The following is a 13,426-nucleotide window of genomic DNA, read 5'->3' on the forward strand; positions in this document are numbered from 1 at the left end:
CGCTCACAGGCCCGGGGTTGCGGCCGGCCAGACATGGGCGGCAATGAGATGGAGGGGACCGTCGGCCAGGGCCAGCACTGGTCCGGGGAACAGGCCCAAAAGCAGGATACACAGGGCCAGGGCGCACAAGAGCGTTGTTTCCCGGGCATCCAGGTCGGCAAAGGGCAGGGACGAGCGGGCCGGGCCGAAGAGCACGTCCCGGGCCAGCCGCAGGAGATAGGCCAAGGTCACGGCCATGCCGGCCACAGCCAGCACGCCCACCCAGGCATTGGTTGTAAACAGGCCGAAGACGATCATGGCCTCGCCGACAAACCCGGACAGTCCGGGCAGGGCGGCCGAGGCCAGGATGCAAAAGAGGAAGGCCGCGCCAAACCGGGGGGCCTTGTTCCAAAGCCCGCCCAAAACCTCGAAGCGCCGGCTGCCCAGGCGTTCGCCGATGCCGCCGGCCAGGGCGAACAGGCCGCCCGAGGTCAGGGCGTGACTGACCATGAGCACCACTGCGCCGCCAAGGGCCAGCCGGCTGCCGGACACGATGGCGGCCACGGCCAGTCCCATGTGGCCGATGCTCGAATAGGCGACCAGACGCTTGACGTCCTCCTGGGCCAGGGCCACGGCCGAGGCGTAAAAGAGGCCGATCAGTCCCAGGGTGGTTAAAAGCGGAGCAAAGAAGTGGGCGGCTTCGGGGAAAAGCGGCAGCCCGAAGCGGATGAGGGCATAGCCGCCGGTTTTAAGGAGCAATCCTGCCAGGATGAGGCTGCCGGCGGTCGGGGCCTCGGTGTGGGCGTCGGGGAGCCACATGTGGACCGGCACCAGCGGGATCTTGATGGCAAAGGACAGGACAAAGGCGGCAAAGAGCCAACGGCCGACCGTTACCGGCAAATCGAGATGGACCAGGGTGTCCAGGGCAAAGGTCGGGCCGTCCGGGCCATTGGCCGCCAGGATGCCCAGGGCAACCACGGCCAGGAACATGAGCAGGCCGCCAGTGGCTGAAAACAGGAAAAATTTGAAGGCCACCCGCATCCGGTCGCCGTGGCCGAAAACGCCGATGAGGAAAAAAACCGGGATGAGCTGGGCTTCCCAAAAAAGGGCGAAGAGAAACAGGTCGGAGGCCAGGAAAATGCCCTGGACCGTGGCGAGCGAGGCCAGGATCAGCCCGTAGTACAGGGCCGGGCGTTTGGCGTCGTCGTGGCGGGAGGCCAGCATGCAGCACAGGCCGACAAGCGACGTCAGCACCACGAAAATGAGGCTTAAGCCGTCCATGGACAGGCTGTAGCGGATGCCGAGCGTCGGTATCCAGGCCATGTCCTCGGTCACGGGCAGGTCGGGGTGGGAACCGGCAAACAGGCCGACCATCAGGATCGACAAGGCCAGTTCGCCCAAGGCGGCGAGCAGGGCGAAGCGGCGGCAGGCAGCCGGATTGCCCCGCAAGGCCGGCAGGACAAAGGCCGCCAGCAGGGGCCAGAAGATGAGCAGGGTGAGCCAGGGCAATTGCCGCATGATCGCTCCGGTGCGTTAGGTCAGGCGCAGGGCCAGCCAGGTGAGCAGGGCTGCGACCGCGCCAAGCAGGGTGGTTATGGTGGTGGACGGCCGGGCCGAACCGAAATGGGCGACAAACCGGGACAGGCCGGCGATCCCGGACGCCGCAGCCGCAGCCGCGCCGTCGAGGACATCCTCATCCACGCCGCGCCACAGGTGCGTGGTCAGGCGGCAGTAGGGGACGGCGATCCATTTGCGGTAGAAGGCGTCGAGGCCAAGACCCGCCGTCAGCACGCCGGCCGGGGCCGGGGCCGGACGCACCGCCGGCCGGTAGAGGAGCCAGGCCAGACCGAGCCCGGCCAGGGCGAGGCAGGCATCAAGGAATTCCACGAAAAATTCAGCGTGGGCCACCTCCGGCGGCACGGGCGTTACCGTGCCGGCCAGATAGGCGTCGAGCCAGGGCTTTAGGCCCAGAAATTCGGGCGGATTGACAAAGCCGTAGACCAGGGCCAGGGCGGCCAGGGGCCACAGCGGACGCTCCATGCGGGAAAGTTCCGGCTCGGAAACCAGTTTGGCCGGATCGGCCGGGTCGGCGAAAAAGGCCACGAAGAAGAGCCGAAAGACGTACAGGGCCGTTACAAAGGCGGCCACAATGCCAAGCACAAAGGCCAGCAGATAGGCCGGGCCGGGATGGGCCACGGCGTCGGCCAGGGTGCGGCCTTTGCTGAAATAGCCCGAGGTCAGGGGCAGGGCGGCCAGGGCGGCCGCGCCGCAGGCAAAAAGAATGAACAGTCCGGGCAGAGCCTTACGCAGCCGCGCGCCCATGCGGAAGATGTCGTGTTCCTCATGGAAGGCCTGGATCATGACGCCGGCGACCATGAAGAGCAGGGATTTGAAAAAGGCGTGGGCCTGCAAGTGGAAAAAGGCCCCGGACACGTCGCCGCAGCCGGCGGCCAGGAACATGTAGCCCACCTGACTGATGGTCGAATAGGCCAGGATGCGTTTGACGTCGCGCTGGCCCATGGCGCAGGCCGCGCCGTAAAGTGCCGTGGCCGCGCCGATGACCGCAGCCGTGGCCCCGACGTCCGGGGCAATGGCCAAAAGCGGCTCCAGGCGCATGAGCAGGTAGACGCCGGCGGTGACCATGGTGGCGGCGTGGATGAGGGCCGAGACCGGGGTCGGGCCGGCCATGGCGTCGGGCAGCCAGGAGGACAGCGGCAATTGGGCGGATTTGCCGCAGGCGGCAAAGAGAAAGAGGAAGCCGATCAGTGTGGCCGTGGCCGTTGGCATGGCGTCGATGCCGGCGGTCAGGCCGGACAGCGAAGCGCTGCCCGAGGCGGCAATGAGGATGGCCAGGGCGGCCACGTAGCCGAGATCGCCCACCCGGGTCATGAGAAAGGCCTTTCGCCCGGCGTCCACGTTGGGCAGCTCTTCGTGCCAGAAGCCAATCAGGGCAAAGGAGCAGAACCCGACCCCCTCCCAGCCCATGAAAAGAAAGACCAGATCGTCGGCCAGGGCGATGACCAGCATGAAAAAGACGAACAGGTTCAAGTAGCAGAAATAGCGGGCAAAGGATTTGTCTTCGCGCATGTATACGGCCGAATAGAGGTGGATGAGCAAGGCCACGAAGGTGACCGTCACGGTCATGAGGCCGGCTAGGCGATTGTAGAGGATGGAGAACTGGGCCGAGAAGCCGTCAAAGGCCAGCCACTGGCCAAAGTGCAGCTCATGCGGGGTGACGCCCAGGTTCCAGACGGCGGCCACGGCAGCGGCCAGGGAGCCGGCAATGGCCAGGGCGGCCAGTGCGCCCGAGGCCGGCCGGGACAGGCTGCGGGACAAGGCGGCCTGGAGGATTGCGCCGGCCAGGGGGAAGAGGAGCATCAGGGCGACAAGGGTGGTCATGCGTCGCCTCCCAGCCGGTCATAGCTGTCGGCGTCGACCGTGCCGCCGCCCCGCCGGCCGTGGACCAGAAGGGCCAGCCCCAGGGCGGCCTCGGCCGAGGCCAGACCCATGATGAGGATGACGGCGGCCTGGCCGCTGACGTTGCCCCAGGCCAGGGCTGCGCCGACAAAGGCCAGACTGCCGGCGGCGAGCATGAATTCCACGCCAATGAGGATCATGAGGATGGAGCGCCGGGCTGCGGCCATGGCCCCGCCAATGACGAAGAGCGCTGTGGCCACAGCCAGGACATGGGACAGGGGGATGTTCATGCGCTGCGACCTTCGGTTGCCGGTTGCCGGGCGTCTGACCGGCCGCGTCCCAGGAGCAGGGCGGCGGCCAGGGCGGCAAAGAGCAGGATGGAGACGGCTTCGACCGCCAGCCAGTAGGTGTCAAAGAGGATGGTGCCAACAGCCCCCGGCGAGGCCATGGCGGCCGGCAGCAGACTTTTGGCGGCCGGGTCGGCTCCGATCAGGACAAAAAGGGCTGTGAGCGTGGCCGCCGCCAGGATGCCGGGCACAAGCAGTCGTCTAAGCGGCAACGGCCCGTCGCCGGCCGGCAACCCGAGCAGCATGATGATAAAGAGAAAGAGCACCATGATGGCCCCGGCATAGACCACCACCATGAGCACCCCGGGCAGCGGCGCGCCAAGCACGGCGAAAAGTCCGCCTACGGCCAGAAAGACCACCACGGCGCAGCACACGGCATGGACCGGGTTTCGCCGGGTGGCGGTCAGGACGGCCGCGCCGAGGAGCACGGCGGCCAGCAGGTAAAAAAGAGCGCCAAGTGCGGTCATGGTCGCGTCCTAGGGCAAGATGCTTTTGACGTCCACAGGGTCGTCCTCGCCGATATGGCTGCCCTTGGGGCCGCCGGCGGCCACCCCGGCATGGGCGTAAAAATCATAGTCCGGATGCCGGCCGCCGTGGTCGACCAGGAGTTGTTCCTTTTCGTAGACGAAATCGGCGATGTCGTCCTTGCAAAAGGCGAATTCGGCCGTGAGTTGCAGGGCCAGGGTCGGGCAGGCCTCTTCGCACAGGCCGCAGTAGATGCAGCGGGCGAAGTTGATGCGAAACCAGGCGGCCTGCCGGCGTCCGTCCGGGCCTTCCTCGGACTGCATGGAGATGCAGTTGACCGGGCAGGCCCCGGAGCACAGGTAGCAGGCCACGCAGCGTTCCTTCCCGTCGGGGGAGCGGGTGAGGATGATGCGGCCGCGGGTGCGCTCGGGCATGGGGCGCTTGTATTCCGGGTACTGTTCGGTGACCGGTTTTCGAAAAAGATGGGTCATGGTGGCGGCGTAGGACCCGATGAGGCCGGCTGCGCCGTCCACGATTTCGCCCACAAGACTTGGTTTCTTGTCTGCCATGGCCGTTTCCTTAGGCGTTTAGGACCAGCAGCGCGCCGGTGACGAGAATATTGAGGAGAGCCAGGGGCACGAGCGCCTTCCAGCCAAGGGCCATCAACTGATCGTAGCGCAGGCGCGGCAGCGAGGCCCGGGTCCAGATGAGAAAGACCGGCACGGCCAGCACTTTGACGGCCAGCCAGACAATGGGCGGGAGAAACGGCCCATGCCAGCCGCCCAGGAAGAACACGGCGGTCACCGCCCCTAAAAGAACCATGTTGACGTATTCGCCAACGAAGAACAGCGCAAAGCGCATGCCGGAATATTCGGTGTGAAACCCGGCCTGCAGCTCGTTTTCGGCTTCGGGCAGATCAAAGGGAATGCGCTTGGTCTCGGCCAGGGAGCCGATGATGAAAATGGCGAAGGCCACTGGTTCGCACAGGGCAAAGGGCAGGCCGGACTGGGCGGCTACGATGTCGGCAAGCGACAGCGACCGGGCGTGCATGACCACGGGCACGAGCGACAGGCCAAGGGCGAGTTCGTAGCTGATCATCTGGGCTGCGCCGCGAATGCCGCCAAGGAGGCTGTACTTGTTGTCCGACGTCCAGGCCCCAAGGGCCAGACCGTAGACGGCCAGGGACGACAGGGCCAACACCATGAGCAGGCCCACGTTGGAATCGACAATGACCTGGGGCACGGCGTGGCCAAAAAGGGTCAGGCCGTCGCCAAAGGGCACCACGGCAAAGGCGCAAAGCGCCGTGCCGGCCACCACGGCCGGGGCGACGAGAAAGATGCGCCGGTCCACGCCGTCGGGGATGATGTCTTCCTTTAAAAGCATCTTGAGGCCGTCGGCCAGGGGCTGAAGCAGGCCGAAAAGGCCGACCCGGTTGGGACCGTAGCGGACCTGGAACCGGCCGAGGAGCTTTCGTTCCAAGAGGATCATGTAGGCGGCCAGACCCAGGGCCACGGCCAGGACCACGGCCATTTTGACCAGCATGACAAGAACGCCGAGCACGATGTCCATGGCCTATCTCCGACGCAGGCCCAAGGGGCCAAGGATGGGGGGCAGGCCGGCAAACTCCGGCCGGCGGGGGACGACCAGCACGCCCCGGGCCATGGCCCGCGACAGGCGCAGCGTGGCCGGCGCGGACTGGTCGCCGCAGCCCACGGCAACGGCCATGGCGTCGGCCAGTTCCAGGCTGGCGGCGTCGTCGGCATGGAGCCAGACAACCGGGGTGGTTGGGGCCTGGGCCTTGGCCAGTGGGGCGTAGCGGCCAAGGGCGTCGGTGGCAAAGAGGGCCTCATCATAAACCACGACCAGTCCGGCCTCGCTGGCCTGGGCGGCCAGGTTGGTCGGCGGCGCGGCGGCCGGGCCGGGTCCGGCAAAGGCCGGCCGCAATCCGGCGGCGGGCAGCCGGGCGCAGTCGATGCCGGCCAGGGCCGGGATGGCGGCCATCCTCTCGGCCAGGGGGGCGCGGGGCGCTTCCCGTCCCAGGCCCTGGCTGATCCTGGCCAGCCAAAAGGCGGCCGGGGCCGGGTCAGTGCCGGGCAGCGGACGGTCGTAGGCCCGGGGCGGATGGCTGCCCCGGCCGTCGCGGGCCACCGGCTCGCCCGGCGACTGGACCGGGGAGGCGGCCTGAAGCCGGCCGTCGCTGGCGGCCAGGGTGCCGCCGGATTCAAAGATCGTGGTGGTTGGCAACACCACCTGAGCCGCGGCCACGGTCGGGGTCGGCAGATGATCGAGCACGATCAGGGTGTCGAGCTTGGGAAATACGGCAGCCAGGGCCGGGGCGGCGGTGAAACAGTCGGTTTCGACCACGACGAGCCCTTTCACCCGGCCGGCGGCCACGTCGGCGGCCAGTTCGTCCAGGCCGGGCGCGTCGTTCGGGGCAAGGAGCGCTGCGCCGGCGCTGCCGGCTGCGGGGAGCACCGGGAAGAGGGCCAAGCGGTCGTCGTCGGGCAGGACAGCGGCAAGCCCCGGGGCAAAGACTAGGACCGGACGTTTGGCGGCGGCCAACGCCTTGGCCGCGTCTTCCAGGGCCGGCCAGAGTTCGGGCGAAAGGGGCAGGCGCTGCTGCGCCGCCGTCGGGGCGTCCTCGGGGGCGCCCGTGGCCACGGCCAGGACGTCCGGCAGCTGGCCCGGGGCCACCGGCAGGTGGACAAAGGGCAGGGGCAGGGCCACGGGCCTGGGGTCGGCCAGGATGATTTTGGCCCCGGCCCGGCTGGCCTGGCGCAGGGCCAGGGCCAGCATGGGCGCGTCACAGAGTGGCGAGACGCCAAGGACCAGCACGGCGTCGGCCTGGCCCAGTTCGGCCAGGGAGCGCGCCCGGGCCGGGGTCAGGGCGGCCAGGGCCGCCTTGGTTGCGGCCTGCTCCAGGCGGGAGCCGAAAAAGGCCGGCGCGCGCCAGCCGGCGGCCTTGGCGGCCAGGACCAGGGCGGCTTGGGTCTCCATGGTGGAACGCAGCCCGCCGACAACGGCGATGCTTTCCGGCCCGTGGCGCTGGGCCAGGGCCTTGAGTTGTGCGGTTGCTGCCGCCTCGGCCGTCAGGACCGGGACGGGTTTGCCTTCAATGACGCCCGAGCGCGGCCGATCGGTCCTGGCTTCGTAGCCGGCGGAGAACCGGCCCCGGTCGCAGAGAAACGAGCCGTTGACCGCCTCGTTGTCCCGGGCTTCGATGCGGGCCACCCGCCGATAGCGCGACAGGACCGTGACGTTGCAGCCAAGGGAGCAATGCAGGCACACCGACGGGGCGCGCTCGCAGTCCCAGCGCCGCGACGTGTAGCGGGCCGGCTTGTCGGTCAGCGTGCCGGTGGGGCACAGATCGGCCAGATTGCCGGCAAAGGGGTTTTCCAGGGGACCGTCGGCAAAGCGGCCGAAATAGACCCGATTGGCGTTTTGCATCGGGCCAAAATCGCGGTAGCCGCAGTAGTCCTGGTAGAACCGGGCGCAGCGGTAGCAGTGGATGCAGCGGTTCATCTCGTGCTGGATGAAAGGCCCCAGGTTTTGGTCGAGAAAGGTGCGCTTGCGGCCGGGATAGCGGCGCTGGACGTGGTTGCCGGAGATGGTTTCGTCTTGGAGCAGGCAGTGCCCGCCCTCGTCGCACACCGGACAGTCATGGGGATGGTTGACCATGAGCAGTTCGATGATGCGGCGGCGAAAGGCCACGGCTTCGGGGTGAAACGTCTCCACCACCATGCCGTCGGCCGCCAGGGTCATGCAGCTCATCTCCAGGCCCTTGACCGGGCCGTCCACGAATTTGACCGCGCACATGCGGCAGGCCCCGGCCGCGCCCAGGGCCTTGTGCCAGCAAAAGCGCGGGATCATGATGCCCAGGCGTTCGGCCGCCTCGATGACCATGGTCCCCTTGGGGACGGAAATGGCGCGGCCGTCGATGATCAGATCGGGCATTGGTCCTCCGGACAGGGCGTCGGGCCGAACTGGATGGGCCGCGTGCCGCAGGCCTTGCCGCGAAGACTCGGCGGCGGGTTGCCAAAGGGGCAGCGTTTTTCAGTGATATGGGCGCGCACCTCGTCCATGAAGTGCGTCAAAAGGCCGCGCACCGGCTCGGCTGCGCCCGGGGCAAAGGCGCAGTAGGCAGCGTCGAGCACCGGCAGCATATCCTGGATCATCGCAATATGTTCCTCGGTCCCCTCGCCGCCTTCGAGGCGGCGCAACAGCTCCCGGATGTAGGGAATGCCCTCGCGGCACGGCGTACACCAGCCGCACGATTCCCGGGCGAAAAATTCGATGAGGGACAAGGTGGCCCCGACCAGACAGGTGCCCTGGTCAAAGACCATGAGCGAGGCGGTGCCAAAGCGCTGGCCGGCGGCGCGCATGGGGTCGAAATCCATCTCCAGGTCGAGCAGCGACTCGGGCAGATAGGGCGTGGACGCGCCGCCCGGGATGACGGTCTTGAACGTCTTGCCCGGGGCCATGCCGCCGGCGTGCTCGAAAATGATTTCCCGGATGGTGACGCCGATGGGCAGCTCGTAGCAGCCCGGTTTGGCCACCTGCCCGGAGACGCTGTAGAGCTTGGTGCCCGACCCCGTGGCTGAGCGGGCCAGGGATTTGAACCACTGCGGGCCGTTACGCACGATGCCCGGCAGATTGGCCAGGGTTTCGAGGTTGTTCACAATGGTCGGGCAGTCCCACAAGCCCTTGACCGCCGTGCGCGGACCGCCCTTGCGGGGGTTGGGGCGCTGGCCGGAAATGGCCTTGATCTGGGCCGAGGCCTCGCCGCAAATATAGCGGCCGGCGCTGCGGTGGACGTGGACGTCAAAGGAGAAATCCGTGCCCAGGATGTTTTTGCCCAGATACCCGTTCTCCCGGGCCACCCGGCATTCCTGCTCGATGAGCACGGCGTCGCCCTCGTAGGAGGGGCGGATGAAAAACACGCCCTCGCTGGCCCCGATGGAATAGGCGCAAAGGACGATGCCTTCGATGACCAGATGCGGGTCGGCGTTGACCAGGATGCGGTCCTTGAACGTGCCCGGCTCCATTTCATCGGTATTGATAACCACATAGCGCGGGCCGACATGGTCGACCGGGACGCCCTGCCATTTGCGCCCGGCCGGAAACCCGGCCCCGCCCCGGCCGCGCAGGTCGGCGTCGAGGACCAGTTGCAGGACCTCGGCCGGGGTGCGTTTGCCGATGGTGGCGCGAAGCGCCTCGTAGCCGCCGCCGGCCCGGTATTCGTCGATGGTGGCCGGGCGGCCAAGGTGGCGGTTTTTAAAGAGTACTTGGGGCATGTCTACTTGCATCGCACCGGCTCCTCGATTCCTTGGCGCAGTTCGGCCAACACGGCCTCAATGCGCTCGGGGGTCAGCCTGTCGTAGAAGCGGCCGTTTATGAGCATGGTGGGGGCGTTGTGGCAGTTGCCGATGCAGGCCGCCGGCAGCACGGTGAAAAGGCCGTCCTCGGAGGTGCCGCCGGGCGGGACGCCCAGGGTGCGGCAGAGGTAGTCGAAGATGGAATCCTGGTGAAACATCCAGCACACCACCGAATCACAGACGTGGATGACGTAGCGTCCCACCGGCCGGCGGTAGAGGTAGTCGTAAAAGGTGGCCAGGGATTCAAGTTCGAGCGTGGTCATGCCGAGCACCCGGGCGGCGCAGTGCATGGCCTCGTCGCACAGGTAGCCGTAGTGGCGCTGCAGGACGTACATGACGTCCACGGCCGCCTCGCGGGGGCGGGGCACGGCGGCGACAAGGCGGTGCAGTTCTTTTTCCAAGGCTTCAGGCAGCATGTGTTTCTCAGTGGAGTGTTGTTGCGTTATATGAAATTATTGTAAGATACTTGGTGAATTTATAAATAAGCCTAAGAGTCGCCATTGGCCGGATAATTGGATTAATGTGACTGTTATAGTAGCCTCTCCGTTGTCAAATTTTGCTTGGACTGCGTAGCGGGAAGTTATGACGGAGCCATTTTGGGTTGTGAATGAGGTGTTTGAGTCACCTTTGATATCGCTTATTTTTTGAAATTTTCCAAGGGTTGCAGATTTTGTTAGCAATAAGTCAATATTTGTTTGGTTGTTTTCAATTGTTTCTATTAATTGTGGAGATGCAAGCTTCAGTATAGTATCTTTTGACCATGTTGAGAGGATGGTTGGAATATTCTCCTCAATATAAATTTTGCTGGATGCGTCGAGTTTGCTTCCATTATATGCAGCATATCCAAAAAAAATGGCAGTGATGAGCAGAAGAGCTAAAAATAACCCTCCAACTATTGCAAGAAATTTTTTCATTCGGTGCCTCGCTGGTGATGGCCTGCAATTTATCGGTCGATGTCCGGCAAAATGTAGTCGTAGGAGGCCAGCACGGCCACGGCGTCGGCAATGGACAGGCCTTCGATCAGAAGCGGCAGGGCCTGGACATTGGCGAAGCCCGGGGTGCGAATGCGCATCCGGTAGGCGTGGCAGCCGCCGTCGGAGACGACGCAGTAGCCCTGTTCGCCGCGCGGGGCCTCGGTGGCGGCGTAGGCCATGCCGGATGGCAGGTGCGGACCCCGGGTCACGCCCACGAAATGGTGGATCAGGCTTTCGATGTCGCCAAGCGATTCGGCCTTTTGCGGCAGGCAGTAGCGGCTCTCCGCCGCCAGATAGCGACCGCCCGGCATTCTGGCAGCGGCCTGCTCGATGATGCGAAGACTTTCCCGCATCTCGTCCATGCGCACCAGATAGCGGTCGTAGCAGTCGCCGTTCTCGCGCGTCGGCACGTCAAACTCGAAATCGGCGTAAGCCCCGTAGGGCATGGTCTTGCGCCGGTCCCAGGCCACGCCGGCGGCCCGCAGGTTGGGTCCGGTTATGCCCCAGTCGATGGCCTTGGCCCCGGAAATGCCGCCCACGCCCCGGGTTCTGGCCCGCACAATGGGGTTTTTGGTCACCCCGGCATGGTATTCCTTGAGGCGCTTGGGGAAGATTTTGATAAAGGCCTCGACCTGTTCCTTCCAGCCGTCCGGCAGATCGGCGGCCAGGCCGCCCAGGCGCAGCCAGGAGGGATGGAGCCGCCCCCCGGTTATGGTCTCAATGATGTCGAGGACCATCTCGCGTTCCCGCAGGGCATAAAAAATCGGGCTCATCATGCCCAGATCTTGGAGGAAGGTGCCGAAATACATGAGGTGGTTGGACAGGCGGAACAGTTCCGAGAGCATGACCCGCACGTAGGCCGCCCGGGGCGGGACCGTGATGCCGGCGAGGTTCTCCACGGCCGTCACGTAGGAGAGATTGTTGGCAATGCCGGACAGGTAGTCCACCCGGTCGGTGTAGGGAATAAACTGGTGCCAGGTCTGGCGTTCGCCGATTTTTTCCACGCCCCGGTGGTGGTAGCCGATGTCGATGCCCAGGGCTTTGATGCGTTCGCCGCGAAGGGCCATGACGAAACGGATGATGCCGTGGGTGGCGTAGTGGTGGGGGCCGAAATTGAGCAGGTAATCGCCCTCGGCCGCGCGCGGGCCAAGGATCTCGGCCGCGTCCACCGGCTCAAGCCGGTCGCAGTCGGCCCGGGTGAAGGCCGGCATGTTGGTGGCCCGGCCCTCGTAGTCCTTGCGCAGCGGATGGCCGATCCAGTCGCGGTGGGTGAGAAGCCGTCTCGGGTCGGGATGGCCGTCAAAGCGCAGGCCGAACATCTCGGCCGCCTCGCGCTCATACCAGTTGGCCGAGGGCCACACGCCCGTGACGGTCGGCAGGCCGGCGTCACGGCTGGGGAGCAGGCAGGTCAGGCGCACCATGGTCGCAGCGGATAGCGAGGTCAGGGTGTAGACCGCCGTGGCCTCGTGCCCTGGCGGCGTGCGCCGGGCCGTTTCGTCGATGGCAGTCAGGTCTTCGAGCCGCTCGAAGCGGGTGGGGGCCTGCCCTTTGAGATAGGCCAGCACTTCCGGGATGCGGGTCGGGGCCACGACGTAGGTCGGCATGTCGCCCGGGACCGGGATCGCGTCGGTCAGGCGCACGTCATTGCCGAAGCGGGCGGCCAGATCGGCGGCCAGGGCTTCCTGGGCCGCGGTCAACGTCAGGCCCGGGGCCGGCGGGGTCCACATGACCTCGGCCCGGGAACCCTCAAACCGGGGTTCGGTTGCGGCCGTGCCCCGGATGGGGATGCCGGCGTAGCCGGGACCGCGCGTGTCGCGGCATTTGGTGGCGCCGTCGACCAGGAAATCCTCACGCCCGCCCTGGCTGCCGCCGGGCAGATGGAGCACGGGGCGGGTGGGTTTTTCCCCGGCCGCGATCTTTTTTTGCAGGAGCATAAGCCCCTCGAAGACCGCTTCGGGCCGGGGCGGGCAGCCCGGAATATAGACGTCGACGGGCAGAATCTGGTCCGAGCCCTGGACCACGGAATAGACGTCGTACATGCCCCCGGAATTGCTGCACGACCCCATGGAAATGACCCATTTGGGGTCGCTCATCTGTTCATAGAGGCGCAGAGCCACGGGTGCGATCTTTTTAAACATCGTGCCCGAGACGATAAGCACGTCGGCCTGCCTGGGCGAACCCCGGAAGACCTCCGAGCCGAACCGGGCGATGTCGTAGCGCGGTCCCCAGGCCGTGGCTTCCTCCACAAAGCAACAGGACAGGCCGAAGAAAAAGGGCCACAGGCTGTTTTTGCGCGCCCAGTTGATGACGGCGTCAGTGGGGTTGAAAAGGCGCTCGTCAAAGCCGCTCACAGGCCTTCCTCCTCGTCCCAGTCAAGGCCCCCCTTGCGCCAGGCGTAAGCCAGGCCAAGGCCAAGGACGATGACGAAAACGGCCATGCGCCCATAGCCGGCCGCGCCGAGTTCCGGCCAGGCCACGGCATAGGCAATGATGTAGGCGGCTTCCACGTCAAAGAGCAAAAAAAGGACAGCCATGAGGAAAAAGGGCACGGGATAGCGGAACCTCGCCGAGCCGGTTGGCCGGATGCCGCACTCGTAGGGCTGCTGCTTGACCGGGGTGGCCCGGCGGCGCACCAGAAAGCCGGAGAGAAAGAGGATGACCGCCAGGACCACCAGGACAATGCCGCCAAAGACGACCAGGGGCAGCGCGCCGGGTTCCCAGGGGGAAAACGGGGCCAGAAGGGGGGTGAACTGGGGTGTCGGCGGCATGGAGCCTCGCTGCGTAAGCGGTTTGCTGCGTGACGGACCTGGGAAGGCCCATTGCAGCCGAACATACCCGGAACGGTTCTTTTTGCAACCAGCTGACGCGTC

General features: G+C 66.0%; 12 protein-coding genes. All 12 read right to left on the reverse strand.

The window, feature by feature from the left end:
* Positions 1–3: 3 nt before the first annotated feature.
* The 12 genes from NY78_RS06655 to NY78_RS06705 are packed head-to-tail and all read right to left on the reverse strand — an operon-like array spanning position 4 to position 13,324.
* Positions 4–1,497 (reverse strand): complex I subunit 4 family protein, encoded by a 1,494-nt coding sequence (locus NY78_RS06655; RefSeq protein WP_043633354.1) that lies wholly within the window; start codon positions 1,495–1,497, stop codon positions 4–6.
* Between the two features lie 15 nt (positions 1,498–1,512).
* Complete coding sequence (locus tag NY78_RS06660; RefSeq protein ID WP_043633357.1) at positions 1,513–3,378, reverse strand: NADH-quinone oxidoreductase subunit 5 family protein; 1,866 nt, start codon at positions 3,376–3,378, stop codon at positions 1,513–1,515.
* Positions 3,375–3,686, reverse strand: coding sequence for an NADH-quinone oxidoreductase subunit NuoK (gene nuoK / locus NY78_RS06665; protein ID WP_043633358.1), 312 nt, complete (start codon positions 3,684–3,686; stop codon positions 3,375–3,377). Before nuoK ends, NY78_RS06660 begins: the two co-directional genes overlap by 4 nt.
* The gene (locus NY78_RS06670; RefSeq protein ID WP_043633361.1) at positions 3,683–4,210 is read right to left on the reverse strand and encodes an NADH-quinone oxidoreductase subunit J family protein; all 528 of its coding nucleotides are present in this window, start codon (positions 4,208–4,210) and stop codon (positions 3,683–3,685) included. The genes nuoK and NY78_RS06670 overlap by 4 nt, the downstream gene beginning before the upstream one ends.
* 9 nt (positions 4,211–4,219) lie before the next feature.
* A complete protein-coding gene (nuoI, locus tag NY78_RS06675; protein WP_043633364.1) occupies positions 4,220–4,777 on the reverse strand; it encodes an NADH-quinone oxidoreductase subunit NuoI in 558 nt (185 codons plus the stop codon).
* Between the two features lie 10 nt (positions 4,778–4,787).
* Positions 4,788–5,777, reverse strand: coding sequence for an NADH-quinone oxidoreductase subunit NuoH (gene nuoH / locus NY78_RS06680; RefSeq protein WP_043633366.1), 990 nt, complete (start codon positions 5,775–5,777; stop codon positions 4,788–4,790).
* 3 nt (positions 5,778–5,780) lie between these two features.
* On the reverse strand, positions 5,781–8,162 hold the full coding sequence (locus tag NY78_RS06685; RefSeq protein ID WP_043633369.1) for a 2Fe-2S iron-sulfur cluster-binding protein: 2,382 nt from the start codon (positions 8,160–8,162) through the stop codon (positions 5,781–5,783).
* The gene (locus NY78_RS06690) at positions 8,150–9,514 is read right to left on the reverse strand and encodes a complex I 51 kDa subunit family protein (RefSeq protein ID WP_043633373.1); all 1,365 of its coding nucleotides are present in this window, start codon (positions 9,512–9,514) and stop codon (positions 8,150–8,152) included. The genes NY78_RS06685 and NY78_RS06690 overlap by 13 nt, the downstream gene beginning before the upstream one ends.
* A complete protein-coding gene (nuoE, locus tag NY78_RS06695) occupies positions 9,505–9,999 on the reverse strand; it encodes an NADH-quinone oxidoreductase subunit NuoE (protein WP_043633376.1) in 495 nt (164 codons plus the stop codon). The genes NY78_RS06690 and nuoE overlap by 10 nt, the downstream gene beginning before the upstream one ends.
* Positions 10,000–10,035: 36 nt before the next feature.
* Positions 10,036–10,497, reverse strand: a complete 462-nt coding sequence (locus NY78_RS24555; RefSeq protein WP_156180878.1) for a hypothetical protein — start codon at positions 10,495–10,497, stop codon at positions 10,036–10,038.
* A gap of 29 nt (positions 10,498–10,526) precedes the next feature.
* On the reverse strand, positions 10,527–12,908 hold the full coding sequence (locus NY78_RS06700; protein ID WP_043633379.1) for an NADH-quinone oxidoreductase subunit B/C/D: 2,382 nt from the start codon (positions 12,906–12,908) through the stop codon (positions 10,527–10,529).
* Complete coding sequence (locus tag NY78_RS06705; protein WP_043633382.1) at positions 12,905–13,324, reverse strand: NADH-quinone oxidoreductase subunit A; 420 nt, start codon at positions 13,322–13,324, stop codon at positions 12,905–12,907. Before NY78_RS06705 ends, NY78_RS06700 begins: the two co-directional genes overlap by 4 nt.
* Positions 13,325–13,426 lie beyond the last annotated feature (102 nt).

Source organism: Desulfovibrio sp. TomC (assembly GCF_000801335.2).
Lineage (GTDB): Bacteria > Desulfobacterota > Desulfovibrionia > Desulfovibrionales > Desulfovibrionaceae > Solidesulfovibrio.

Excerpts from the sequence above, each read along its gene's own strand:
- NY78_RS06655 (WP_043633354.1), bottom strand. The coding sequence starts at position 1,497 with ATGCGGCAATTGCCCTGGCTCACCCTGCTCATCTTCTGGCCCCTGCTG.
- NY78_RS06660 (WP_043633357.1), bottom strand. The coding sequence starts at position 3,378 with ATGACCACCCTTGTCGCCCTGATGCTCCTCTTCCCCCTGGCCGGCGCA.
- nuoK (WP_043633358.1), bottom strand. The coding sequence starts at position 3,686 with ATGAACATCCCCCTGTCCCATGTCCTGGCTGTGGCCACAGCGCTCTTC.
- NY78_RS06670 (WP_043633361.1), bottom strand. The coding sequence starts at position 4,210 with ATGACCGCACTTGGCGCTCTTTTTTACCTGCTGGCCGCCGTGCTCCTC.
- nuoI (WP_043633364.1), bottom strand. The coding sequence starts at position 4,777 with ATGGCAGACAAGAAACCAAGTCTTGTGGGCGAAATCGTGGACGGCGCA.
- nuoH (WP_043633366.1), bottom strand. The coding sequence starts at position 5,777 with ATGGACATCGTGCTCGGCGTTCTTGTCATGCTGGTCAAAATGGCCGTG.
- NY78_RS06685 (WP_043633369.1), bottom strand. The coding sequence starts at position 8,162 with ATGCCCGATCTGATCATCGACGGCCGCGCCATTTCCGTCCCCAAGGGG.
- NY78_RS06690 (WP_043633373.1), bottom strand. The coding sequence starts at position 9,514 with ATGCAAGTAGACATGCCCCAAGTACTCTTTAAAAACCGCCACCTTGGC.
- nuoE (WP_043633376.1), bottom strand. The coding sequence starts at position 9,999 with ATGCTGCCTGAAGCCTTGGAAAAAGAACTGCACCGCCTTGTCGCCGCC.
- NY78_RS24555 (WP_156180878.1), bottom strand. The coding sequence starts at position 10,497 with ATGAAAAAATTTCTTGCAATAGTTGGAGGGTTATTTTTAGCTCTTCTG.
- NY78_RS06705 (WP_043633382.1), bottom strand. The coding sequence starts at position 13,324 with ATGCCGCCGACACCCCAGTTCACCCCCCTTCTGGCCCCGTTTTCCCCC.